23 protein-coding genes are annotated in these 23,203 nt (G+C 55.9%); 10 read left to right on the top strand and 13 right to left on the bottom strand.

Annotation, left to right across the window (positions count from 1 at the left end; all coding sequences use genetic code 11):
• Positions 1 to 741 carry a retropepsin-like aspartic protease gene (locus tag H1S06_RS02775; protein ID WP_181736979.1) on the top strand — a complete coding sequence of 247 codons (741 nt, stop codon included), beginning with the start codon at positions 1 to 3 and terminating at the stop codon, positions 739 to 741.
• Positions 742 to 801: 60 nt separating this feature from the next.
• Here H1S06_RS02775 and H1S06_RS02770 read toward each other — a convergent pair whose 3' ends face one another.
• Positions 802 to 1,767 carry a methylenetetrahydrofolate reductase gene (locus tag H1S06_RS02770; RefSeq protein ID WP_181736977.1) on the bottom strand — a complete coding sequence of 322 codons (966 nt, stop codon included), beginning with the start codon at positions 1,765 to 1,767 and terminating at the stop codon, positions 802 to 804.
• Between the two features lie 135 nt (positions 1,768 to 1,902).
• Between H1S06_RS02770 and H1S06_RS02765 the strand changes: the two genes are divergently transcribed.
• On the top strand, positions 1,903 to 2,460 hold the full coding sequence (locus H1S06_RS02765) for a DUF1285 domain-containing protein (RefSeq protein ID WP_181736975.1): 558 nt from the start codon (positions 1,903 to 1,905) through the stop codon (positions 2,458 to 2,460).
• Between the two features lie 121 nt (positions 2,461 to 2,581).
• Positions 2,582 to 3,130: a YaeQ family protein gene (locus tag H1S06_RS02760; protein WP_181736973.1), complete on the top strand. Its 549-nt coding sequence runs from the start codon at positions 2,582 to 2,584 to the stop codon at positions 3,128 to 3,130.
• Position 3,131: 1 nt separating this feature from the next.
• On the opposite strand, the gene rfaH is transcribed toward H1S06_RS02760, so the two are convergent.
• A complete protein-coding gene (gene rfaH, locus H1S06_RS02755; RefSeq protein WP_181736971.1) occupies positions 3,132 to 3,626 on the bottom strand; it encodes a transcription/translation regulatory transformer protein RfaH in 495 nt (164 codons plus the stop codon).
• A gap of 197 nt (positions 3,627 to 3,823) precedes the next feature.
• Between rfaH and H1S06_RS02750 the strand changes: the two genes are divergently transcribed.
• A complete protein-coding gene (locus H1S06_RS02750; protein ID WP_181736969.1) occupies positions 3,824 to 5,557 on the top strand; it encodes a BCCT family transporter in 1,734 nt (577 codons plus the stop codon).
• Positions 5,558 to 5,769: 212 nt separating this feature from the next.
• Positions 5,770 to 7,431: a HAMP domain-containing methyl-accepting chemotaxis protein gene (locus H1S06_RS02745; protein WP_181736967.1), complete on the top strand. Its 1,662-nt coding sequence runs from the start codon at positions 5,770 to 5,772 to the stop codon at positions 7,429 to 7,431.
• Positions 7,432 to 7,472: 41 nt separating this feature from the next.
• On the opposite strand, the gene H1S06_RS02740 is transcribed toward H1S06_RS02745, so the two are convergent.
• The 8 genes from H1S06_RS02740 to H1S06_RS02705 all read right to left on the bottom strand — a co-directional run bounded on the left by H1S06_RS02740 (position 7,473) and on the right by H1S06_RS02705 (position 14,686).
• Complete coding sequence (locus H1S06_RS02740) at positions 7,473 to 8,933, bottom strand: diguanylate cyclase domain-containing protein (protein ID WP_181736965.1); 1,461 nt, start codon at positions 8,931 to 8,933, stop codon at positions 7,473 to 7,475.
• Positions 8,917 to 9,540: a chemotaxis protein CheX gene (locus tag H1S06_RS02735; protein WP_181736963.1), complete on the bottom strand. Its 624-nt coding sequence runs from the start codon at positions 9,538 to 9,540 to the stop codon at positions 8,917 to 8,919. The genes H1S06_RS02740 and H1S06_RS02735 overlap by 17 nt, the downstream gene beginning before the upstream one ends.
• A gap of 2 nt (positions 9,541 to 9,542) precedes the next feature.
• Positions 9,543 to 9,908: a response regulator transcription factor gene (locus tag H1S06_RS02730; protein WP_181736961.1), complete on the bottom strand. Its 366-nt coding sequence runs from the start codon at positions 9,906 to 9,908 to the stop codon at positions 9,543 to 9,545.
• An 80-nt stretch (positions 9,909 to 9,988) separates the two neighbouring features.
• Positions 9,989 to 11,032: a lipid A deacylase LpxR family protein gene (locus tag H1S06_RS02725; RefSeq protein WP_328515304.1), complete on the bottom strand. Its 1,044-nt coding sequence runs from the start codon at positions 11,030 to 11,032 to the stop codon at positions 9,989 to 9,991.
• Positions 11,029 to 11,367: a YdbL family protein gene (locus tag H1S06_RS02720; protein ID WP_255482875.1), complete on the bottom strand. Its 339-nt coding sequence runs from the start codon at positions 11,365 to 11,367 to the stop codon at positions 11,029 to 11,031. Before H1S06_RS02720 ends, H1S06_RS02725 begins: the two co-directional genes overlap by 4 nt.
• 7 nt (positions 11,368 to 11,374) lie before the next feature.
• Positions 11,375 to 11,569, bottom strand: coding sequence for a YnbE family lipoprotein (locus H1S06_RS02715; protein ID WP_181736960.1), 195 nt, complete (start codon positions 11,567 to 11,569; stop codon positions 11,375 to 11,377).
• A gap of 116 nt (positions 11,570 to 11,685) precedes the next feature.
• Positions 11,686 to 14,004 carry a YdbH domain-containing protein gene (locus H1S06_RS02710; protein ID WP_181736958.1) on the bottom strand — a complete coding sequence of 773 codons (2,319 nt, stop codon included), beginning with the start codon at positions 14,002 to 14,004 and terminating at the stop codon, positions 11,686 to 11,688.
• Positions 14,005 to 14,044: 40 nt separating this feature from the next.
• A complete protein-coding gene (locus H1S06_RS02705) occupies positions 14,045 to 14,686 on the bottom strand; it encodes an O-methyltransferase (protein WP_181736956.1) in 642 nt (213 codons plus the stop codon).
• Between the two features lie 167 nt (positions 14,687 to 14,853).
• Between H1S06_RS02705 and H1S06_RS02700 the strand changes: the two genes are divergently transcribed.
• The 4 genes from H1S06_RS02700 to ftsZ all read left to right on the top strand — a co-directional run bounded on the left by H1S06_RS02700 (position 14,854) and on the right by ftsZ (position 18,859).
• A complete protein-coding gene (locus H1S06_RS02700; protein WP_181736954.1) occupies positions 14,854 to 15,207 on the top strand; it encodes a hypothetical protein in 354 nt (117 codons plus the stop codon).
• A 4-nt stretch (positions 15,208 to 15,211) separates the two neighbouring features.
• Complete coding sequence (locus H1S06_RS02695; RefSeq protein ID WP_181736952.1) at positions 15,212 to 15,838, top strand: gamma-glutamylcyclotransferase; 627 nt, start codon at positions 15,212 to 15,214, stop codon at positions 15,836 to 15,838.
• 499 nt (positions 15,839 to 16,337) lie between these two features.
• Positions 16,338 to 17,576, top strand: coding sequence for a cell division protein FtsA (ftsA, locus tag H1S06_RS02690; protein WP_181737113.1), 1,239 nt, complete (start codon positions 16,338 to 16,340; stop codon positions 17,574 to 17,576).
• Positions 17,577 to 17,638: 62 nt separating this feature from the next.
• Positions 17,639 to 18,859, top strand: coding sequence for a cell division protein FtsZ (gene ftsZ, locus H1S06_RS02685; RefSeq protein WP_181736950.1), 1,221 nt, complete (start codon positions 17,639 to 17,641; stop codon positions 18,857 to 18,859).
• 91 nt (positions 18,860 to 18,950) lie between these two features.
• Here ftsZ and H1S06_RS02680 read toward each other — a convergent pair whose 3' ends face one another.
• The 3 genes from H1S06_RS02680 to folE2 form a co-directional block, all read right to left on the bottom strand.
• A complete protein-coding gene (locus tag H1S06_RS02680) occupies positions 18,951 to 20,480 on the bottom strand; it encodes a carbon-nitrogen hydrolase family protein (RefSeq protein WP_181736948.1) in 1,530 nt (509 codons plus the stop codon).
• Between the two features lie 78 nt (positions 20,481 to 20,558).
• Positions 20,559 to 21,314, bottom strand: coding sequence for a TlyA family RNA methyltransferase (locus tag H1S06_RS02675; RefSeq protein ID WP_181736946.1), 756 nt, complete (start codon positions 21,312 to 21,314; stop codon positions 20,559 to 20,561).
• Between the two features lie 74 nt (positions 21,315 to 21,388).
• Complete coding sequence (folE2, locus tag H1S06_RS02670; RefSeq protein ID WP_181736944.1) at positions 21,389 to 22,327, bottom strand: GTP cyclohydrolase FolE2; 939 nt, start codon at positions 22,325 to 22,327, stop codon at positions 21,389 to 21,391.
• 148 nt (positions 22,328 to 22,475) lie between these two features.
• Here folE2 and H1S06_RS02665 point away from each other — a divergent pair, with 148 nt between their 5' ends.
• Complete coding sequence (locus H1S06_RS02665) at positions 22,476 to 23,165, top strand: response regulator (RefSeq protein WP_328515307.1); 690 nt, start codon at positions 22,476 to 22,478, stop codon at positions 23,163 to 23,165.
• Positions 23,166 to 23,203 lie beyond the last annotated feature (38 nt).

Below are 23,203 nucleotides of genomic sequence, written 5' to 3'. Positions count from 1 at the left end.
ATGAACAGGAAAACGCTGGTCACGATGATGGCCTTGGTTGCAACACCATTATGGACTACGTCGGTGTCTGCAGAGATCTACCATTATGTGGATCACAACGGGCGTAAGATCTATGTTGATCGCCAAAGTCAGATACCGCCCGAATACCGTGACCAGATGACCCGGCTCAAGGAAGAGTCGCAAACGCTCAGCCGTTCCGAGCGCGCCCGGCGCGAGCAGGTATTGCAGCGCCTTGAGGCCAGTAAGGGAACATTGGGCGAAATGGCGGCTATTGAAGCCGAAATGGCCAGTCTGGAACAGCGGGCAATGGTGAAGGGCAACAGTGTACAGGTGCCGGTTGAGCTGCGTTATCAGGGGAAACGCAAAACGGTTAATCTGATTGTGGATACGGGAGCCACCCGGACGCTGCTACACAAATCGACGGCCAAAAGCCTGGGCGCCGCACTTCGTCCGGGCGGCCATGCTCAGGTGGTGGGAGGCGCACGCATCCCGACTAGCCTGATGCCGGTGGATGGTTTGTCATTTGGGCCGGTTGATCAGGGCAAGTCGGAATTGCTGATTATTGAGCCCAGTGTTACCCCGGGTTACGACGGATTATTGGGGATGGATATTCTGGGTAAACTGAAATATGAAATTGATCTGGAGCGTCAGGTCGTCATTTGGCACGCGGATCGGTATCGTGAATTGGCACGTACGCGGCAGGAGCTGCAGGCCCGGATGAACGCTGAATCAACGCCATAGACCCGGGGCACCTGCCCGAGGCTTAATTGCTGTCGGGCAAGCGGGCGCGTTGCTACTTTCTCAGATACCCTGATTGAGTCTGCGTTCGGCCAGGCGCAAGTCGAGTGTTGCTTTCAGCAGCTGATATAGCTGGATGGAGGCGTCGATTTCGGCTTTGCGGTTGGTCAGGCTTTCGATATTCAGCCCGATCGGCAGCCCCAGCGGCAAACAAGCGTCCAGAATCTGTTGCAGGTTGTTTTGGCAAATTCGAATCGACTCGGCCAAGGGATTTTCAGCATCCAGAATACGGTAACGCGTGGCCTCGGGGACAGAAATGCCCAGCCATTGCATAAACTCCAGAGTTTTTGCGCTGCCACAGGGGGTAAATGTCAGAATGATGCGCTTGGGCGTTACGTTGAGTTCGCGGCAGCTACGCGCATAAGAGGTTAGCAGGTCGATCGTCGCCTGGGCGTTGTATACGGCTTGAGAGACAAAAAACTCGCAGCCACTTTCAACCTTGTTGATCAGCCGCTGGTGCTCGTTGCCTTTGGTCGCATGACGCTCGGCAATGGTCACGCCACCCAGGTGAAACGGCTTGCTATGCTCTTGCAGGGCCGTGTAAGCGGTATTCAGAGGCAGCTTGATCTCCCCTTCGGAAGACGGACTGCCTACCAGTACCAGGTGGCGGATGCCATACTCGTCCCAGGCCTCTTCCAGCCACTGTTCAAAATCTGCACGATCACGCTGGGCAACGCTTTTGTAAGTAATGATGGGGCGTTGGCTGTTGGTACTCAGAAGCTTCGAATACTCACGTGGGTCACGGGTTTCCGCATAGGGAAAGGGGCGTGGTGTATCGATACGGCTGCTTTCGTCTTGAATGTCGTAAACAATCAGGCCATCGTATTCAAGTGTGTCCAGACGGGCCAGCAGGCGGTCGGCGATTTCCTGCATCTGCATATCCTCGGTGCTGGCCTTGGGCGGAGTGGTTCCGACGAAGCAGACGCTGCGGTGAGGATCGGCAAATTTTTGCTGCAGAGGTTCGCTCATGATGATTCCCATCTAGTTCCATTGGTGTTTTGTTATGAGTGAATTATATTCATTTATTCTGAGAGCATGATGAAATCTTCTGTAGCCATTGTGAGGGCTACTCATGGTCGCGGAAAATCATTCAAGGAGCCTGAAATGAGCGGTGATTTTGATCCGGCTGCATTGGGGAAACAATTGCAGGGACAGGATGGCATTCCTCCCCTGGAGCAATGGAATCCTGAGTTCTGTGGCGATATCGATATGCGGATTGCCCGTGATGGACGCTGGTATTACCAAGGCTCACCGATCGGGCGTGAAGCGATGGTTAACATGTTTTCGCGTGTGCTATGGAAGGAGGACGGGCGTTATTTTCTGAAGACGCCGGTCGAAAAAGTGGGTATACAGGTCGACGATGTGCCCTTTCAGGTGGTCAGTGTAGAGCATGTCAGGGGTGATCGGGGCATCGAGCTGGTGTTTACCACCTCCACCGGTGATCGGGTACGCGCTGATGCCGAGCACCCGATTCGGGTCGCAGTGGATCCCGAAACCCGTGAGCCCTCGCCATATTTGATGATCCGTTTTGGCATGGAGGGACGCATCGGTCGCAACCTGTTCTACCAGTTGGTGGAGTTGGCCCGAATGGTACAGCATGGAGGCAGGACCGAACTGGTGGTTGACAGTGCAGGCGAGCAGTTCAGTCTGGGTGAGCTGTAGAGCTTGGGTGCATGCTTGGCAGGAGTGCCAGCCGGAAGAGGTTGTGACTGAATACGGGTCTGCATTGCATCTGGTTCTGGCTGGAAAGCGGGTTTACACTCGAGGCTTTTGGAAGCGTCTAATGGCTCAAAACGCAACAGTTCACAAAGTGCATGTACAACTGGCTGATATGGACCGGCACCATTATGCCGACTACAGCCATACGCTGGCACAGCACCCCTCCGAAACGGAAGAGCGGCTAATGATGCGCCTGCTGGCTTTTATGCTCAGGGCGGACGAGCGTCTTGAGTTCACGCGCGGGTTATGTGCGGACGATGAGCCGGACCTGTGGCTAAAGGATTACGCCGGCGATATCGAAATCTGGATTGATGTCGGCTTGCCAAGTGAGAAGCGTATTCGCAAGGCTTGTAACCGTGCTCGACAGGTTCTGGTTATTGCGTACGGGTCCGAACAGGCCGTGACGCCTTGGTGGGAAGGCGTTAAGGGGCAGTTACACCGCTTCGACAACCTGCAACTGTGGCGGGTGCCTGCTGATCAAAGCCGCCAGCTGGCAGACCTGGTGCAACGTGGCATGCATTTTCAGTGCACGATTGAAGACGGGCAGGTCTGGGTTTCCGATCAGGAGCATTCGCTGATGATTGAGCCACAGTCGCTGTGGCCATCGGCCTGAATCAATCGGCTTTTTTGAGGGCGCTCAGGGGCAGGGACAGCCGCTGCCATTGCCCCAGCAGCTCCAGCATCAGAAAGGCACGTTTCTCGCCATCAAACTCGGTAAAGACGGCGTTCAGGTTGGCGAAGGGGCCTTCGGTAATGCGCACCGTCTGGTTGGGTTCCATGGCCTGCAATTCGGCCTGGTGTCTGAGGTTGTCTCGCAACTGCTCAATAACACCATCGGGAACAACCGCAGGCTGATTACCAAAGCTGATGATGCGGGCGACTCCTCGCGTTGAGCGTATGGGACGCCAGTTACTGCTCAGTTCGGACAGCTCAATAAACAGATAGCCGGCGAACAGTGGCTCTGTCAGTTCAATACGCTTGCCACGCTGCAATTTGACGGTTCTGACCAGCGGCAGAAATACCTCAAACCCCTGGTTGCATAACTCCTGTGCAGCCTTGTCTGTCTGTCCCGGCTTTGACTGCACGACATACCACTTGTAGTCCGACATATGTACTCGTTTTGGCTGCTGGCGGCCGTCAGTATAACAACTTCACGCGCTTTTCCCGATTTCATGCACCCTGTTGCGCTGCCCTGGCAGAGATGTCATGGCGGGCCATGAAAATGATGCGGGCGGCAATTATAGTAACTTTTCTATATAATGAGGAGTTCTAATAGAAAATATTCATCGACGACAAGAGGGTTGTAATGCTTCCGAAGGAAGAGCTGGAAACTCTGATTGAACAACGTGGTGTACTCAAGGGCTTGAATTCGACGCTGGGCATAACCGCAATCGTTATGACGGTCGTCTTCATCCTGTATGCGGTACTGCTTGGAAAAACCGCCAGTGAACAGTTTTTGGGCATCAAGGCCTGGATTGAAAACACACTGGGGTGGTATTACATCATTGTGATGTTTATGGCCTTTGTGGTCTGCCTGTATTTAATGTTCTCGCGTGTTGGCAAGATCCGACTGGGACGAGATGGCGATCGCCCGGAATTCAGCAACTTTGCCTGGTTTTCAATGCTGTTCGGCTGCGGTACCGGGGCCGGGATGCTGTTTTTTTCCATGTCCGAGCCGATGATCCACTTTGCCAGTAACTGGAGTGGCGGCAACCCTTTTCTGAGCAACGAGGTGAAAGCGGCTGTTGCCGACTTCTTCGCTGCCAAGCAAGCGGCGCTGGATGCGGGCTTGCTGCCCGGTGATGCCGGTTTTCCTGCTCCGAGTAGCCTGGTAGCGGAAGCTGCGACCGGTGGGATCAAGCTGACCATCTTCCACTGGGGTACTATTGCCTGGGCCATGTATGGTGTGGTGGGCTTGTCACTGGCGTACTTTGCTTTCCGCAAGGGGTTGCCGCTTGCCATGCGCTCTGCGCTTTACCCGCTGATCGGCAGACGCATTTATGGCCCGATCGGGCATACCGTGGATATTTTGGCGGTATTTGGCACCATCTTTGGTATTGCAACCACTCTGGGTCTGGGGGTCAACCAGATCGGCTCCGGACTGGTGTCACTCGGGATTTTGCAAGAAACGTCCCAAACGGTGACAGTGGTGTCGATCTTGTTGATTACCGTTGTGGCAACCCTTTCGGCAACCAGTGGTGTGGCACGGGGTATCAAGCGCCTGTCGACGTTGAATACCTGGTTCTGTGTGCTGCTGTTGAGCTATTTTCTGCTGTCCTCCAATACCAACTATCTGATTGCCAGTTCGATTACGGCGCTGGGTGATTACCTGACCGAGGGCATCTCACTCACCTTGTGGACTGCTCGCAGTGAAGAGGCGAGGCTGTGGCAGGGGAGTTGGACCATTTTTTACTGGGGCTGGTGGATTGCCTGGTCCGCTTTTGTAGGCATGTTCATTGCGCGTATTTCGCGTGGACGTACAATCCGCGAATTCATGTTCGGGGTCATTGTCATACCCTCAGTGATGGCGCTGGTGTGGTTTGGAGTGATCGGCTCCGCTGGTATTTACGAAGCACTCTATGGTGCCGACATGAGTATCTACAATGCGGCCATCCGTGATGGAGACTATGCCGGTACGCTGTTTAGCGCTTTTGATGTGCTGACGCCCGGCCTGGTGGCAACTGTTGCAAAACTGGCGGCCCTGTTGGTCGTGGTAATTTTCTTTGTCACCTCGGCCGACTCGGGCACATTGGTGCTGGGCAGGCTGTTGGCGTTTGGCGAGCGGCCCCCCGTGCAGCAGCGGATTATCTGGGGGATGGCCCTGGGGGCTGTTACGCTGATTATCCTGCTGTTGGGGGGAGACTTGGCGCTGCGCTCTCTGCAGGCGGCGTCTATCGCCGGGGCGTTACCGTTTACGTTCGTGCTGCTGGCAATGATGTTCGGTTTGCTCAAATCACTACGCAAGGATAGTGAGCAGTTTATCGATAATGAGGATCGCATACGCAAGTTGATTGAGCAGGAGGTCACGGATATGTCCTGACCTCCCATAGCATCCTGGATGCCCGCCCGTCTGCAATGGACGGGCGTTTCCTGCCGAGTCGCTTGGTTCGACCTGCCGGAGCCCGCCCGGCATGTACGCCGAGTCTGCATGTCTTAATGACAATACTGTTAGTACTGAGCGACATAATATAGAATCATCCGTTATACATGTCCCCCACTCACTTGCCCTGGCCTTATATGCTGGAGGTTTTTATGCGCGTCAGTCCGTTTCGTTCTCTCGGGAATTTGCTCAAGCTGTTGGTGTTGTTATTCCTGATCATTGTTGTTGTCTTGGGCAGTTTTGCCATTTACGGCTTCAGGTATGAGGCTTTCCAGTTTGATGACAATTTTGATCGTCGCATGGTGCCTCTGTATCAGGTTGAACGTATTGGCGGAATGCTGGAAGAGGTACGTGCACAGCTGTTACTCAGCATCCAGCATGACCCAGCCGGTCGGTTTGTCAGCACCCATGATCACCCAACCGCTCAGCACCTGACGCGTATCCGTGAGCGCGAGGCGCAAGTCAGGGAGTTGTGGCGTGAGTTCGAGTCTGTGCATCACGGCAAAGAAGCCAGTCGTTTGGCGGCGGAATTCAAAGGCCGCTTCGAACGCTTTTTCGCGGAAGGGGTTAACCCGACCGTGAGACTGATTGAACGGCAGAACTTTTCACAAGCGAACGGGCACATCCTGAGTGTCGTGAACCCGATCTACTTTGAAACCGACTTGGCTCGTGCGGCGCTTAGTGATCGCAAGCTACGGGGCGCGCGTGAGGCGCGTGCAGACATGGATCGCATGTCGACGCTGCTGGTGACCCAGTTGATACTGGTCGGTCTGGTAGGGTTGTTGCTGGCAGGCGGCTTCGCTTTCTATGTCATTCGACGCCTTAACCGTGCCCTGAGCAACCTTCGGGTATTGGCGGATGCCATGGCGGCAGGGGATTTCAGAGAGCAGGTGCTGCCACATGCATCGGCATCCGATGAAGTGGGATTGATCACGCAGCGCTTTATCCAGACGCGCAACAGTCTGGCTGACCTGGCGCGAGAAATTGGCCAGGTCGGACAGGCATTGGGTGACCAGGCGCGCCAAGGGGCGGTGTTGGCAGAGCAATCTCGCCAAGGGATTCAGGCGCAGAAGGCGGAGACGGACCTGGTTGCAACCGCCATGTATGAAATGAACGCGACCGTACACGATGTGGCCAGAAGTACCGTGGCGGCAGCCGACAGTGCATCGTCGGCGGATACGTCTGCCCACAATGGACAGCAGGTGGTGACCGACAGCGTGAATGGCATGAACCGATTGGCATCCGAGGTGCAATCGGCGGCTCAGGTCATTGCCGACCTGGCGGCGGATGCGCAGGATATTGGCCGCGTCGTGGATGTGATTCGTGACGTGGCTGAACAGACCAACCTGCTGGCGTTGAATGCCGCTATTGAAGCGGCCCGTGCCGGTGACCAGGGACGGGGGTTTTCAGTGGTAGCGGATGAGGTGCGTACACTGGCCGGTCGGACCCAGAGCTCAACCTCTGAAATTCAGGGGATGATTACCCATCTGCAGGACGCCGCGGCGCGTGCGGCGGAAGTGATGGTCAAAGGGCAGGAGCAGGCAGTGGAAGGCGTCAACAAGTCTGCGCATGCCAATGATGCACTGGAAGAAATCATCTCGCATATTTTGAAGGTGAATGATATGAACACGCAGATTGCCAGTGCGGCCGAAGAGCAGAGCTCGGTGGCGGAAGAGATGAACCAGAACCTGAACCGGATCAACATGGCGGCGGACGAAACTGCTCAGGCTGCCGATAATGTGGCCGCGACCAGCCAGGAAATTGCCGCGCTGTCCGAGCAGCTGAAACATGCCGTCGAGAAATTCAAGGTTTAGGCCGAGGTGTTGAAGGCCGCTCAATTGTTGATCGAGCGGCCTCAGCCTATTCTGTACCAGCAGTTTTTGCCGTTGGCTTTGGCCCGGTACATGGCGTCATCGGCACAGGTCAGCAGGGCATCGGAGCTGGTGCCGTCTTCCGGGTACAATGCGATACCAATGGATGCCGATACCTGCAGCAACAGCTGGCCGCGTTGAACCGGAGTGTTCAGACATTTCAGGATCTTGTCGGCTACCCTGGCTGCGCCGTCGGGAGATTGTACGGTTTCCAGCATAACCACGAATTCGTCGCCTCCAATGCGGGCACAGGTATCGGTACCTCGCAGCTGTTCGGTCATGCGACCGGCCAGTACCGAAAGGAGATCGTCTCCGGCATCATGGCCGTGCTGGTCGTTAATCTGTTTGAAACCGTCCAGATCGATGAACATGAGTGCGAACTGGTGATTTTCGCGGTTGGCACGACGCAGGTTGCGCCCCAGATGTTCATTCAGCAGGCTGCGGTTGGGCAGTCCTGTCAGAGGGTCATGCAGGGCAAGGAAGCGGATACGTTCCATTCGGCGATGGCGCTCCAACGCGATGGCCGCGAGGTGGGCCATGCGCAGCAGCAGCTGACGCTCAGGCTCGTTGGGTGCCCCCGTATGCTGCGGGTAGCAGGCAAACACGCCGACGACTTCATCATAGGCGGCGACAATCGGTTGTGCCCAGCAGGCGGCAATCTGGAGCCCTTGAGCAACCTCGCGCCAAGGACTCCAGCTGTCATCCTGGTGTATATTGGCCGTCACGGCCAGCTTGTGCAGCTGCACGGCGCGGGTGCAGGTGGTGGAGGCGGAGCTCAGGATCATTTCCTCTCCCCGGCGGGTAAAGGCACCTGGAAGGTTGGGGGCACTTTTGATCGTGAGCAGGTTGTGGGTTTCATCAACCAGCATGACCGCCGTTGGTGCATCCGGTATGAGCTGTTCCACGGTGTTACAAATTTCGTCGAGTACCGTGTCGAGTGGATCGCCGGCGGCGATGGATTCGAGAACACGGCGCTCCAGCTTCAGAATACGCTCACTGGCGCGCAAGTGCTGCTCACGTTTGACCGCATTGGTGATATCAAGGCACTGTACTAGGGTCAGGTCACTTTGGCTCAGAGGCTTGATCAGAATGGATTGATGCAGAGTCTGCAGCTCGCCGCAGGGGGTAAGTCTGCGCAGAGGCAGCAGGCGCTTGTGCAGCTGGTAGGACAGAATGCGTCCCAGTCTTTGATGGCAGGCTGTTTCAACGGCATCCAGCAGTGGCGAGGGGAGCTGTTCCGGAAATAGCTGCGCCAGCGTTTGGCCGAGTATGTTGCTGTCGACCAGGCCTGTGTGACGACAGAACCAGCGGTTACAAAAAATGATCCGGCACTGTGCATCCAGCAGTAATACGCCACCATCGAGACTATGCAGCAGGTCGGTACAGTCCAGATTGTCGAGAATGTCGTTCAGACAGACGCTGGACGTTTCAGAGGAGCTCGGCAAGGTAAGACCTCAGGGCATTCACAAAAGTGTCGGCAGAGTGCAGGTCGATAATAAACGCCAGATAGCCGCGCAAGGCGCTGGTTTTCAGGCTGAAGTCGATCTGTACCAGCATGACCAGGGTATTGTTGACATCGCCCTGGCAGAGTTCCAGAGTGCCGGACAGGTCGTCGGCACTAGTGCTGAAAGCCATTGGAATGTCTGTCTTGATCTGCTGCTGCAACTGGTTGGCCAGCGTGGCCAGGCAGTGGTTGAGCAAGATATTGCCCAGTTCCGCCAGTGTTTCGTGCTCCAGCTCGCTGATCTCATCGGCGGAAAGCTCTTCACCAATCATCGCATTGACCAGCTCCAGGCTGCGGGCTTCAGGGAACAGCAGCGCCGCACGGCCGTTGATAAAGCCTTCAAAGTTCTGCATGACCCCCGCCAAAAAGGGAGGCAGGTCGTTGCGGAAGGCCTGCTGGGCTTCGGGGACCGAGATGAATTCGAGTCGGGGGACCGACAGCAGTACTTCGTCACTGACCAGTTGGGACAGGGCGTGAGCCGCGCGGCCAACACCCAGGTTCATCAGTTCGACAATCAGGTCGTGTTCGTCAGCGCTGAAAAGATCCATCGTTATTCCTGTTGAATAAAGGCGCCCAGCTGTTCGGCGGTGGTCGGTTTGGGTAAAAAGGCGAGCCCCAACTGACGGGCTCGTTGTGCCAGCGCATCCTGAATATTGGCCGTTACCAGCGCCATGCGTACCCGGGGATGATGTTGCCGGATGTGTTCGGCCAGTTGCAGGCCATCTCGACCGGGCATATTGAAATCAATTAGCGCAATATCCGGGATGGTGGAGGCGAGGACCGCTTCGGCCGTATCGGCGGAATCCGCTTCCAGCAGGGTCAGCTCCAGTCCCAGGGACATCAGTTGACGTTTGAGGCTCAAACGAGCGATGCGGCTGTCATCAACCAGCAGCAGACTTAGCAGAGTCTTGGTCATGGTTCCCAATCAGGTCGCGTAAAAGTAAGATCAAAGTTTAACAATCAACACCGGTGGCGTCAGCCGTTTTTGGAAAAAGCCTAGAAAGTGTAGGCGATTGCCAGAGAGCCAAAGTTGTGGCTGCTATCCTGCTGTTCGAACTGCCGAGTGCGGTAGATCCGAGCATAGGATAGTTTCCAGCGCTCCCAAGTGGCCGCTACGCCGAACGCAGCATCCGCGACCCAGGGGCGGCGGTCAACGCTGTGGCTGTCGCGCCAGGTATTGCCATCCAGAAAAATGTCCCGCAGTACATAGCGGCCATCCAGCGAAACGAAGGCGTGGACGCCCCACTGGTGTCGGAAGCGCGGATCGCCGCGGCCCGGCACGCTGTTGTCGCCGCCGGGCCTCAAGGCCGAGGTGCCAAAATCGTGCGGCAAATGCTTACCGATACGGTATTCGATGCCGCCATTCAGGTATGTGGCCACATTACCCAGGCTGCCGCCGCCATGTACGATGGCTTCATGTTCCCAGCGGGGCGCCAGTGATTCTCGCATCCAGCGGTATTTATGCTCGTAAACCAGCTGTAGCCCCACTTCGTTGCGTAACTGGTGGTCCCAGCCCTGAAATTTATCGAACCCGCGCAGGTCGTGAATGAAGTCCTGAGCTTCTTTGGCCAGTGATGCCGGGCCGATCATGCCCAGGTTGACCTCGAACGAGTTCATCCGGCGGCGGGTTTGAGTATGGTAGCCGAAGCCTGCATACAGCCAACCCGCGTAAGGGCGATCATTGGGGTCGAGTGTGGTGCGCTCGCGGTCGTCCGGGGTCATGATCTGCTGGCCGATGGTGAAAATCAGGCGGCGGCTGACATCATCACCCAAATGAATGGGCTCAGGGTCCAGTGGTGTCAGCAGACGGTTGGCTGAGCGCAGCCAGTCCGGTAACGCCGGATCGTCGATGAAGCTGTCGATTTCGGGAGAAACCCAGGACAGACGAACGCCATTGGTATACTGCTGATCGGTTTCGCTGAACAGGTCATTCTCAAAATAGAGATTTGCTGTCCAGCTTTTGTCGACCTCTTCGGCGCAGGCTGCCGGCGGTAAGGCCGCCAGCAGCAGGCTGGCACTTAGGGCTGGTACTGCTTTCACTTGCGTACCCAGCGACCGTTGGCATTCTGAATGTACTCACCGGCAGGGGTCATCTGCTGCAGACGCTCGCCGGTACGCAGTTCCATCACTTCCAGTTCGACACCGGCCTTGGAGGCTTTCTGTTGGTACAGTGCGCGTCGCTTGGAGTTGATCTGCTCGACCAGTTGCTTGACGTCAGCACCGGGGGCGGCGGTGACTGTGCCCAAATAGCCGGTGCTGCGTTCGCCAACCAGACCCTGAGCCTTGGCATCATCCAGTGAGATGGCATAGGCGGGCAGGCTGAGCATGAGTGCCATCATGGCGGCGGCGATAGAACGGTAAATCTTGGACATCATGAGGGCCTCAGAAAAGTTCACTGTTTTCGTCCAGCATGTTATCGATTTCCTTGTCGACCTTGACCAAGATTTCATGCTTGATTTTGACATTAAGGTTGATGGTGATCGGTTCCGAGGGGGCGGCGACCTGTACGGTTGGAGTGCAGCCTGCCGCCAGCAGTGCCAATGCACAGAGCAACGGAGAAAGGTGACGAACGCGCATCGTTTTTCCTTATCTGATAGTGGGAGAACATCCAGTTGGTCATATTGTGAGGCCAGCGGGTGTTCAGGGTTCCATTCAGCCGCAGCTTAGCTGAACCTTAGGCGAATCAACAGAGCCTAACGCTGAAAACGTCGGTCTATGGCATCTGTCACGCGGTCGGTCAGGCGCAGGGTGCGGAGCAGATCGAGTACATTTTCCTCAATGTTGAGATTAAGGTCGACCGGGCGGCCCTGTTGCCAGTTCGGGTTGCGTCCTTTGAGACGGGCCTGCATCAGGGTATCTCCTGAGGGGGCATAATCCAGCGTCAATTCGAGCAGGTCAAAACGCAGGTCGGTGAGCGCATCCAGTGCCAGTTTGATGCCCGGGTTTTGCTTGCCCATTTGGGCAATTTCCGGGGTCGGTTGATAGCGGATAACGCCCCCGCCCTGGCTGACCAGTTGGCCTTGGGTGATGCTGACCTGATTGTTATTGACGCTGATAGGCAGGGCTCCGCCGAGCACGCCACTGCCGTACAGTCCTTCCTGGGGGTACAGGTCCAGAATGCGCTCCAGTTCAAGCGCCGAGACGGCAATACGGGTGTCAAACACGGGTTGAAGCGGGTTGAAACTCAGGGGCGGTACCGCAATGATGCCGTCCAGGGCTGACAGGCTGAAGGACGATAGAATCAATCGAGCCGGTTTCTTGGCGGGCAGGCTAAGGTCAAAATCCAGTCTGGGGCCGAAGATGCGAAGGCCGCTGTCGGTGTGGTCGACTTCCAGTTTTCCTTGGCTGCTGATTTGGCCTGCCGAATTCAGGCTCACCTGCTGGGCCAGGTTGAAGTTGTGGATGTGGGTGTGCTCATCCCAAACAGCATTGATCTGCTGGATGTTCGGGGTTGCGTTGAGCTCCCAGCGGTTGGCGTTCAGCCGAACCTCGCCTCTGCTGCTGATCGTGCCGGCTTCTATGGCCAGTGGTGCCAGCGCTTTGGGTAGCCAGGGGCGCAGAGATCTGTAGAGTGGGGCGGCTGCCGTGGGTGGCAGTCTGAACTCGAATTGACCGGTCAGATCCTGCTTTACGCGGCCATCCAGCGTCAGCTGCAGGGGAAATTGACGGCTGTCGAGTGTGGCCTTGATGTTGGTTTGTCGTTTGGCAGTATCCAGGTTCAGGTCAGTACGCAGGGACAGGTCAAGTGCCGGATACGGGGCCGCTTGCATGCGGATATCGGGCAGGTTGAGGGTGGCCGGGTAGTGTGCCCGCATCAGGGGCCCGTCCGGGATACTGATGTCGGCCGATGGCAGGGTCAGGTTAACGGGCAAGGGCAGCGTTATACCCTGTGGGGCAAGTCGGAGACTGAGTGCTGAGTGCTGCCATTCATTGGGTCGCTGCCAATGGCCATGTAACTGAAAGGGCTGCAGCAGTCTGGCTTCAAAGTGGGACAATCTCAGCCCGGCTTGTTGGATGTCGGCCGCCGACAGTCGGCTGTCCTGATCGAGGATCAGGCTGAACTGCCCCTGATTCAGCTCGGCTGTCAGCTTCACATTGGCCTGGCTGGCACTGAACCCGGGGCCTGTTTTCGTTGCCAGATCGCTGCGACTCTCCAGTTTAAGGGTCAGGCTGTTGATCAGGTCGGAGGTTTGAGAAGGCAGTATTTCGGGAATGTTGAGTCGAGTCCCCAAATGGTAATGTCCCGATGGCTGCTGTACGGGCAGTGTCAGGTCCGGCTGAATGCGTTGTAGCCAGTCGGGAAGCCGGGCGGTATCCAGCAGGAAATCGGAGCGCAGTTGCCAAGTGTTATCGGGAAATGTCAGCTGGTGCGCGCTGCGCAACAAGTAGTGGTTGTCACGGCTCAGGCTTACGGCCAGATTGAGTTTCGGGTCCAGGTTGAGGTCAAGGTAGCCCAGTACCTCCGTATCTCGTGACAGTTGCAAGCGTCCCTGCAGTAGATCAGGTTCCAGGTCGATGTTGCCCGTGGCTTGCCAGAGAGGCTGTTCGGGGGCGCTATAGTGCAGCTCCAACTGGGCAATGACCAGGCGTTGCGAAGGTGCATAGTGAAATAACTGCGCGGGGTTAAAGGGGGAGAGCGGCAGAGGGGTGGCCTGTTGCTCGATCTGATCGATGCGCCCACGCACGGAAGTGTCCGCCTGAATATTCAGGCGTGCCCGCTCGATCCGCAACTCCTTCAGGTTCCCTTTCAGAAGTGCGAATGGGCTGAAACGGAGGCTGATGTTGTCGGCTTCAAGGCGCAGGCGGCGGCCGTTATTGTATTGATTGACGCTGATATGGCGGATGCGCAGCTGTTGCCAGGACGGACGCTGAATAACCAGCTCGGGTTGCTCGAACCCCTGCTGCTGCAGCCAGTGCTGCAATAGATACTGGGCGCTCCAGGGCAGGGTGAACCAGAGTAGCAGCGGTAACAGCAGTACACACAGCAATAGTCCGATCAGTCCCTTTCGCATGTTGTTCTCCCTGGATAGCGCCCGGAATCAGCTGGGCCGGTCAGCCGAGTTTACGCACGACATTCAGGCCATCGCGCACGGTCAGGAATACATTTTCTACCTCGGGGTCGGAGGCGATGCGATGGTTGGTTTCTACGAGAATGTCATCGATTTCCGACTCCGGCTGCACCACCTTACCGGACCAGAGGACGTTGTCGAGCACAATCAGCCCCCCCGGGCGAGTCATTTCCTTAACCCGTTCGTAATAATTGAGGTAGTTGCGCTTGTCGGCATCAATAAAGGTGAAATCCAGCTCGATATCCAGCGTTTCAATAGTGTCCAGCGCTCGCCCGAAGATCACTTCAATCTTGTGGCCGTGTTCGCTGCGCTCGAAAAAGCCTTTGGCGAAGTCGATGGCGCGGGGGTTGGTTTCGCAGCAGATCAGTTTGCCGTCGGTCGGCATGCCTTCGGCGATGGACAGGGCCGAGTAGCCGGTAAACATGCCGATTTCCAGAGCGTGTTTGGGCTGCGTCAGTGCCGACAGCATTTTCAGTGTGCGACCGACCAGACGGCCGGAGAGTTTCTGTGGCCAGCCCATGTTCTGGTTGGTCTGGTCGATGAGTTCCTGCAGCAGGGGCGGTTCGGCGCGGGTGTTTACGAAAGCGTAGTCTTCGATGGTTTCGTCAACGAGAAAGTCGGGCATTTTGGTACAACCTGAAACAGCGATGAAAACGCCATTCTAGCACTGTTTGAGTATTGCCCTCTCCCTTAATCACGGGAGCGGCTTTGCCGGCGGTATTGAGCGGGGAAGAGGATAACGCAACGCCGTATCATCGAGTACAATGCGGTTCGGTTTAAGGGAGGATAGGCATGTACGAAGCGTTATATCTGTTTTTGGCCACGGGCCTGGTGTCAATGTCGGCCGCTTTAAGTGCGGGGGCCTTGACCAAATTGCCGGAAGATCAGCGACCTGCATGTATGGCCAGTCGTAATGCATTGGCCGCAGTCGTGATGGCGGGTAACCTGGGGGCACTGACACTGATCGGGGCATTGGCCTATGGCGTACGCCACCTGGACTGGTGGATTCCGATCAGCTGTGTGCTGGTGACCTTTCCGCTGGTGCATATCGTGGTGTTCCAGCGCCTGCTGGGCGATTTCAAAACTCTGGTGTTGATGCTGCCACTGGTCGTTGCAGCGATTGCGGCACTTTATTATTACTGGTGAGAGCATGATTTCTGTTGTGGGGTTCGGCTCATTACTGTCGGAAGTGTCGGCGCGGGAAACTGTGCCGGGACTGAAGAATTACCGTTTGGTGCGGGTGCCTGGATACCGGCGGGTATTTGACAAGGTCGGTATCGTCTTTATCAGCCGTCATGGCGAGTGTGCGGATAGCCTCGAGCTGGCGGCATGCTCCACCGAAGCTGCGACGGATTGTGAGATTATCGCTGCTCAGTTCGAGTGCTCGGAGAATGATTTCCTGCAGCTGTATGAGCGCGAGCATCGCTATCGCTGGGTTGAAGTGGAAACTCGCCACTGTCAAAGCGGCGAGATTACGCAGGCACGCATGTGTACCGGCTACTCCGACCTGGATTATCGCCTGAACAAATGTGTGACTGATGAGGAATATCAGCGGCGTGTCGGACAGTATTATCAGGGGCCCCTGTGGCGCAAGGATATTCTGCCTAATCCACGCTATCTGGGGTTCTGCCTGCAGGCTGCACACAGTCAAGGCAAAGCTGTGCTGGATAATTTCCTGGACAGCAGTTTCACGGCTGACGGTCGCAGTTTGCGGGATTACCTGCAGCAGCGCCCGGAACTGGTGCCGGAAGCGCCGGTGGAATATTCCTACCGCTGACCCGCTTGGGCCGTTACCTGCCCCGAGAATGCCCGTTTGGTGGCGGGCTGTCCTCGACATGGTTTGATCGTGAAGGCATACAAGCGCTTCATTACGATCTGAACCTGAAAACAGGTGTCGGGTTTGGCTGTTGAAATTACGGTGCCGATCGCTCTGATTGAGCGGGTGTCTATATAAGACGCGGCACCGACAATATTTTTGTCCGTGTTTTGGCCGGAAATGATTCTGGCCGAGTCTATCGTGAGCTGAAGCGGCAAAATGATGCATGGGTCGGCAAAACGCCCGACGAATACATTTAAAAAACTCTCAAAGGCGGCAAATACTTGCCGATATTAAACGGTAATTCATTGTTGATTTTTTGAGCATTTAGCAGCGATACTTAGCAGTAATCAATATGCAATCCAGTTGCGAAATAATCTGGCCTGGATCTTGCGTATATTCCAGATAGTATTCACTCATCTGCAGGCTCTGATAAGGACACCCGGTGACCACACATAACATGATCGTCGCACTTGATATAGGCACTTCAAAAGTGGTGTGTCTGGTTGGTGAGCAGACGCCACAGGGCACGATCGAAATCGTGGGGGTGGGTTCCTATCCGTCATACGGTCTGAAGCGTGGCGTCGTCGTGAATATTGAATCGACGGTCAATTCCATCCAGCGAGCGGTTGAAGAAGCTGAATTGATGGCGGGCTGCAAGATTCATGGTGTCACTGTCGGTATTTCCGGCAGCCACATCAGCGGCTATAACTCCCATGGTATTGTGGCGGTGCGTGATCGTGAAGTATCGGATTATGACTTGGAAAGGGTTATTGATGCAGCGCGTGCAATCGCCATTCCGGCTGACCAGAAAATACTGCATATCCTGCCCCAGGAATATCTGATCGATAATCAGGAAGGTATCAAGGAACCGTTGGGCATGTCGTGTGTGCGTCTTGAAGCACGGGCGCATTTGGTGACGGGAGCCACGAATGCCATTCAGAACCTGGAAAAATGTGTTCGTCGTTGCGGGTTGGAAGTCGACGGGATTGTACTGGAGCAGCTGGCGTCCGGTTATGCGGTTTTGACCGATGACGAAAAGGACTTGGGAGTCTGTCTGGTGGATATTGGTGGCGGGACTACCGATATTGCGGTCTTTACCGGTGGTGCGGTGCGTCATACGACAGTGATTCCCATTGCCGGAGACCAGGTGACCAGTGATATTGCCATGGCTCTGCGTACGCCGACACAGCATGCGGAACAGATCAAGATTAAATATGCTTGTGCGCTGGCTCAGCTGGCGGGACCGGACGAGATGATAAAAGTCTCCAGTGTGGGTGATCGGCCGCCGCGGAACCTGTCGCGTCAGGCGTTGGCCGAAGTGGTTGAGCCCCGTTACGAAGAGCTGTTTACCTTGATTCAGGCGGAGTTGCGTCGCAGTGGTTTTGAAGACCTTGTTGCGGCGGGGCTGGTCTTGACTGGCGGGACCTCCAAGATGGAGGGGGCTGTCGAGCTGGCCGAAGAAATATTTCATATGCCGGTGCGTTTGGCCAAGCCGAATGGCGTGCGTGGTATGGAAGAGCAGTTGAGTAATCCTGTTTATGCTGCAGGGGTTGGGCTGTTGCATTATGCCTGGCAGGAACAGGATGGAAGTAGAGCGACCACGGAAAGGCACGATACGGCGGTTACTGCTTCGGTGGGTGAGCGAGAAGGCGGCGTGTTGCGTCGATTCACCAGCTGGTTGCTGGGAAATGATTAAGTGTTGTAAACGGGGTTATCTGCCATTCAAGAGCAGAGTCCTTGCAGGAGAGGGAATCGAATATGTTTGAACTTGTCGATAGTGTGCCGAAAAATGCTGTAATCAAGGTCGTAGGTGTTGGTGGCGGTGGCGGTAATGCTGTAAACCACATGGAGAATACGGATCTTGAGGGGGTCGAGTTTATTTGTGCCAATACGGACGCACAGGCCCTGAATAACATGATTGCCAAGACTGCCCTGCATATTGGCGGTGAGCTGACCAAAGGGTTGGGAGCCGGGGCGAATCCTGAAATCGGACGCCAGGCAGCGCTTGAAGATCGTGAACGTATCGCCACGGCGCTGGCAGGTGCCGATATGGTGTTTATCACGGCCGGTATGGGCGGTGGCACGGGAACCGGCGCGGCTCCGATCGTGGCCGAGGTTGCCAGAGAGCTGGGTATTCTGACGGTAGCTGTCGTGACCAAGCCTTTCCCGTTCGAAGGTCGTCGTCGTAAAAAAGTGGCGGAAGAGGGGATTCGTGAGCTGCAGGAGCACGTTGATTCGCTGATTATCATCCCCAATGAGAAACTGCTGCCGGTACTGGGCAAGAACTGCAGCCTGGTCAGCGCCTTTGGTACCGCCAATGATGTATTGAAGGGAGCCGTGCAGGGGATTGCCGATCTGATCATCCGTCCGGGCATGATCAACGTGGACTTTGCAGACGTGCGAACCGTTATGTCTGAAATGGGCATGGCCATGATGGGAACCGGGCAGGCGCGTGGTGAAAATCGTGCGCGTGAAGCAGCCGAGGCAGCGATCAACAGTCCGTTGCTGGAAGATATTGATCTGAAAGGGGCCAGCGGTGTGCTGGTCAACATCACGGCGGGTCTGGACTTGAGCCTGGGTGAGTTTTCCGAGGTCGGTGATCTGGTTGAAGAGTATGCGCATGAGGATGCGACCGTGGTTGTGGGTACGGTTATCGATCCGGAATTGACGGACGAGTTGAAAGTAACCGTGGTTGCAACGGGGTTGGCACGCGCGCAAGCACAGATGGCCGAGTCCCGTGTCGTCAACGGCAGCACAACGCCGGTTTCGGCGCCTCGTCAGCCGGTATCAACGACCGATTTCAGTCAGCTGGAGTTGCCAACGGTACTGCGCAATCGTCAGTCTGAAGAAAAGTCGCGTGTTGCTGCCGTTGAAAGCAAGGCAGAGCCTGCAGCGGAAAGCGGTAGTGCGAAAAAGACAGGTACCGACGATATGGACTTTCTGGATATTCCGGCGTTCCTGCGTCGACAGGCTGACTGATCGTGCGTTAACGCGTAATCTTTCGATCTCCTCGTATTTGCCCGCCAGGCCTTGGGTCTGGCGGGTTTTTACGTTTTAAGGGGGCGGGGGGCTACATTTCGTGGCGCCAATGCAGTCGATACAGGTCCTTGCGTCGGTCTTTCAGGTTGGTAACCGAGCCTTCATTACGAATCACCCGGATCTGATCCAGGTCCAGATCAGAGAACATGATCATCTCGGTATTCGGGGTGGTTTCCGACATGACGGCATCGTGAGGAAAGGCGAAATCGGAGGGTGAAAAGACGGCTGACTGGGCGTATTGCACATCCAGGCTCTCGACTGAGGGGAGGTTGCCGACACTGCCACAGATCACGGTATAGCACTCGTTTTCAATGGCACGTGCCTGGGCGCAATGCCGTACGCGCAAATAGCCGTTTTTGGTGTCGGTCCAGAAGGGCACAAGCAGAATATCCATATCCTGGTCCGACAGCAGGCGTGCCAGTTCGGGGAATTCAACATCGTAGCAGATTAGAATGCCGACCCTGCCGGCATCGGTTTCAAATACCTTCAGCTGGTTGCCGCCCTTGATAACCCAGTCGCGACGCTCATGAGGCGTGATATGTAGCTTGCGCTGTTCCTCAATAGTGCCGTCGCGTCGGCACAGGTAGCTGACGTTATAGAGGCTGTCTCCTTCAAGCAGAGGCATGGAGCCGGTAATGATGTTGATGTTGTAGCTGACGGCCAGGTGTGACATTTCACTGCGGAAACGATCGGTAAACCCGGCCAGGAAGCGGATGGCTTCTGTCTGGTTGGACGGGTCGGTCAGGCCCATCAGGGGAGCGTTGAAAAACTCGGGGAAGAGTGCGAAATCGCTTTGATAGTCGGACAGGGTATCGACGAAGTATTCAACCTGCTGGAGTAGCTCTTCGACGGACTCGACTTCGCGCATTTGCCACTGCACCGCACCGATGCGGACCCGTGTCGGCCGACTGCTGATCACGCTTTCTTCCGGCTCAAACAGGATGTTGTTCCATTCCAGTAGGGTGGCGTAGCCTTTGGATTTGGTGTCTTCCGGCAGGTAGCTGCCGAGCAGTCGTTTCACCTGAAAATTGTTGGAAAGCTGAAATGTCAGGATGGGGTCGTAGATTTCACGTTGGCGTACCTTGCCAATGTAGGCGCTGGCGGTCATCTCGGCGGCATATTTATAATAATTGGGGATGCGCCCTCCGGCCAGGATGGCGCGCAGGTTATATTGTCGACACAGTTCCTTGCGTGCTTCATACAGGCGTCGACCCAGCCGGAAGCCTCGGTAGTCGGGGTGGATCAGCACGTCCAGGCCGTACAGGGCATCACCCTCGGGGGCGTTGAGGATGGTCATGCGCTTGCCGATCAGGTCGTCGTAGGAGTGGGGGTTGCTGAAACGGTCGTAGTGAACCTGTACCGACAGTGCGATACCCGCCAACTCATCACCGTCGAAGACACAGATCTGGCCTTCGGGAAAGTCGTCGATCAAGGTGTTGATGGTATGCTCGGGCCAAGAGCCGCCTATGTCTTCGTAGACCTGGTCCATGAGTGCCTGGAGCTTGGGGTAATCGGAATGCTCCAGGTTGCGAATGACCAGGTGCATATCTTCGATGCGCATGCTTAATCCTCTTTGCGGGTACCGCCGTTCAGTGTGCGGCAGGGCCGAGGCTAGCGCAAGAAGGTTACAGCCCTGATATCATGGCTGGCAGGCGCCAAGCAGAAATTCGTGATTGCCGTCTCCGCCCGTAATCGGGCTTTCATCCCAGTAAACCGGCTGCAGTCCCTGTTCCAGACAGCAGGTTTCGATGCGCTTGCGGACAGACGGGTACAGACTGGCGTCGCGTACAAGGCCGCCCTTGCCAATGTGCTGTGGGCCGACTTCAAACTGGGGCTTGACGAGTGTCAGCAGCCAGCCTCCGGGACGGATCAGGGGAGCCAGCGTGGGCAGAATCAGGCGCTGCGAAATAAAGGAAACATCGATAACAGCCAAATCAAATCCGCGTGCTTCCGGAGTATGCTGGCGCAGGTTGTCGTTCAGTTGGCGCGCATTGTAGCCTTCCAGGCAGATGACACGTGGGTCATTGCGCAGGCGTGGATGCAATTGATCGTGGCCTACTTCAATACCCACCACGCGGGCGATGCCGGATTGCAGCAGGCAGTCGGTAAAACCGCCGGTGGATTGTCCGACATCAATCGCGGTGAGGCCGGAGGGGTTCAATGATAATGCCTGCAAGATATGCTGCAGCTTCAGTGCCCCTCGGGACACAAAGCGGTCTTCGTCGCGAGCTTCAACCTTGACGGGAGTATCCGGGGCAAGTTTGAAGCCGGGCTTGGTCAGAGTCTGCCATTGCCCCAACTCGGCTTGTACGCACCCTTCTTTAATCAGCCGCTGGGCTCTTGTGCGTGTATCCGTCAAGCCGCGCTCAACCAGAATAATGTCCAAACGTTGCATTCGATGTTCCCCAATAAAACCGAAGGTATTATACCGTACAGGTCGGGGGCGGGGGCAATGTTTGCCGGGGCATGTCAGGACAGTCTTGGCGTGAAACCGCCGGGGATGCCCTTGGTACAGATGGCTACTGCGTCATGAGCATGCAGGCTTTCGTGATGTTCTACTCGAATCCAGAAGTCATGCCATTCGTTTTGGCTCAACAGTGCCTGTTTGAGCCGACGCGCGGCATCCTCACAAAACATCTGGTTGCGGCCATTAAGGGCTGCAAAGGCCTGTTCGTCTGCACGTTTTACAGCAGTCTGTACCGGCGTTTGAAGTGCGGCCTCGGCGCTGTTAATCAGGGTGGAAATCGGGAGCTGAAGCTCGTCCTGGGTCGCGAGCGTAACACGTAACCGGGCGGTGCTGCGCTGGCTGTGAGGTGTTGCCAGGCTGCCGTGTTTCTGTAGCCAGTCACTGACCTGATCGGTACTCACATGCGGGTGTTGCGCAAACTCTTGGTTGAAGGCCTGTTGCAGCAGCTGGCGCGAAAGGGCAGCAGAGCAGGGGCAGGTTGAGGAATATGTGATATCGACCATCAGCTCCATGAGCAGGCCCTGAGAGCCTAGTCGAGCCTCCAGAGTGACAGGGTAGGCTTTCCAGCCACTGTATTCGCTTTTCAGCGCTGAGCGTAACAGAGGGAGCTGAAACTGAATCCTGAGTGTGGCCTGTTGGCTGGTATCGGTATGGCTGTCCAGGGCCTGGCGTAAGAGTTGCTCAAGGGTGTCGGCATTAAGGGGGGAGTGGGGCAGGGTGTTCTGCATGGCCAGATAAAGGCGCGACATGTGAATGCCTCGATGTTCGGGGTCGCACAGGTCGACATATATATCCACTTTGGCCGGCAGGGCATGGGGGGAAAATGTCTCCAGCTTCAGTGGCAGGTCGATGCCGCTCATGCCAACCCAGTCCAGTACATGTTGTTGATCGGCCAGGGTTTGGTGAGCGATGTCGGGTAATGGAGGAAGTGCAATGTTCATAGTGGGTAATGGCTCCTTTTGTTACTTTATAACATAATATGTCTAATGTTGTCCCGTTGCTTTTCGGCGTGCTGTTGTTTGGTAGTGGCCGATTGTTTTTTGCAAAAAGGAAGCGAAGGATTAACATAGGTGTCTGGAATTGAAGAGAGTGTTTCAGGTGTTGAATCAAGATCTTTGTACTAGTCGCAAGGCAGCAGAGTTATTGGGTGTGACGCCCCGAACCATACAGTTGTGGGCTGATTCGGGTATCCTGCAAAGCTGGAAAACACCTGGCGGGCATCGCCGTTTCAGCTTGAGTACCATTGAAAATCTCGCGACCGAGATACGCAGTGGTGAAGTGACGCCGAGCGAACTGAAAAGCCGCATCGAGCAGGCTGACGAGCCCGCCAGGGGCATTATATCGGCAGATATGTCTGCTTCCCGGCATGAGGCAGTGCCTGAAGCGGCTGCGGCAAGCGGTGCCGTGAAGATTCAGGTGATTGAAGATGAGGCAAGCTTGCAGCGCTTGTATGCGCTGACGTTTCGTCACTGGGGCCTGCCGATCAACCTGAAACAGGCTTCAGACGGCTACCAGGGATTGTTGGAGCTGGGGCAGTTTGACCCGGAGCTGTTGGTGCTGGATCTGAACCTGCCCAATATTGATGGGTTCAGTATCATTCAAGCACTGGAGCAGCAGGGAATGTTGGACCAGATGCATCTGATTGTCGTGACGGCGCTGAACCAGGATCGGGTTCAGGATCGGGTCGATGCTGTGCGGCCCGGTATTGAAGTGTTGCCCAAACCGATTCCGTTTGAGCGTATTCGCGCGCGTGTCGAAAAAATTCTGGCCGGTCGGTGAATTTTTCTTGATTTTCGTTTTTTGACCGCCTATATTCG

The organism is Marinobacterium marinum, from assembly GCF_013868415.1.
GTDB lineage: Bacteria > Pseudomonadota > Gammaproteobacteria > Pseudomonadales > Balneatricaceae > Marinobacterium > Marinobacterium marinum.
The sequence above is the reverse complement of the archived record's forward strand: the minus strand, read 5'-3'. Positions and strand labels throughout refer to the sequence as shown.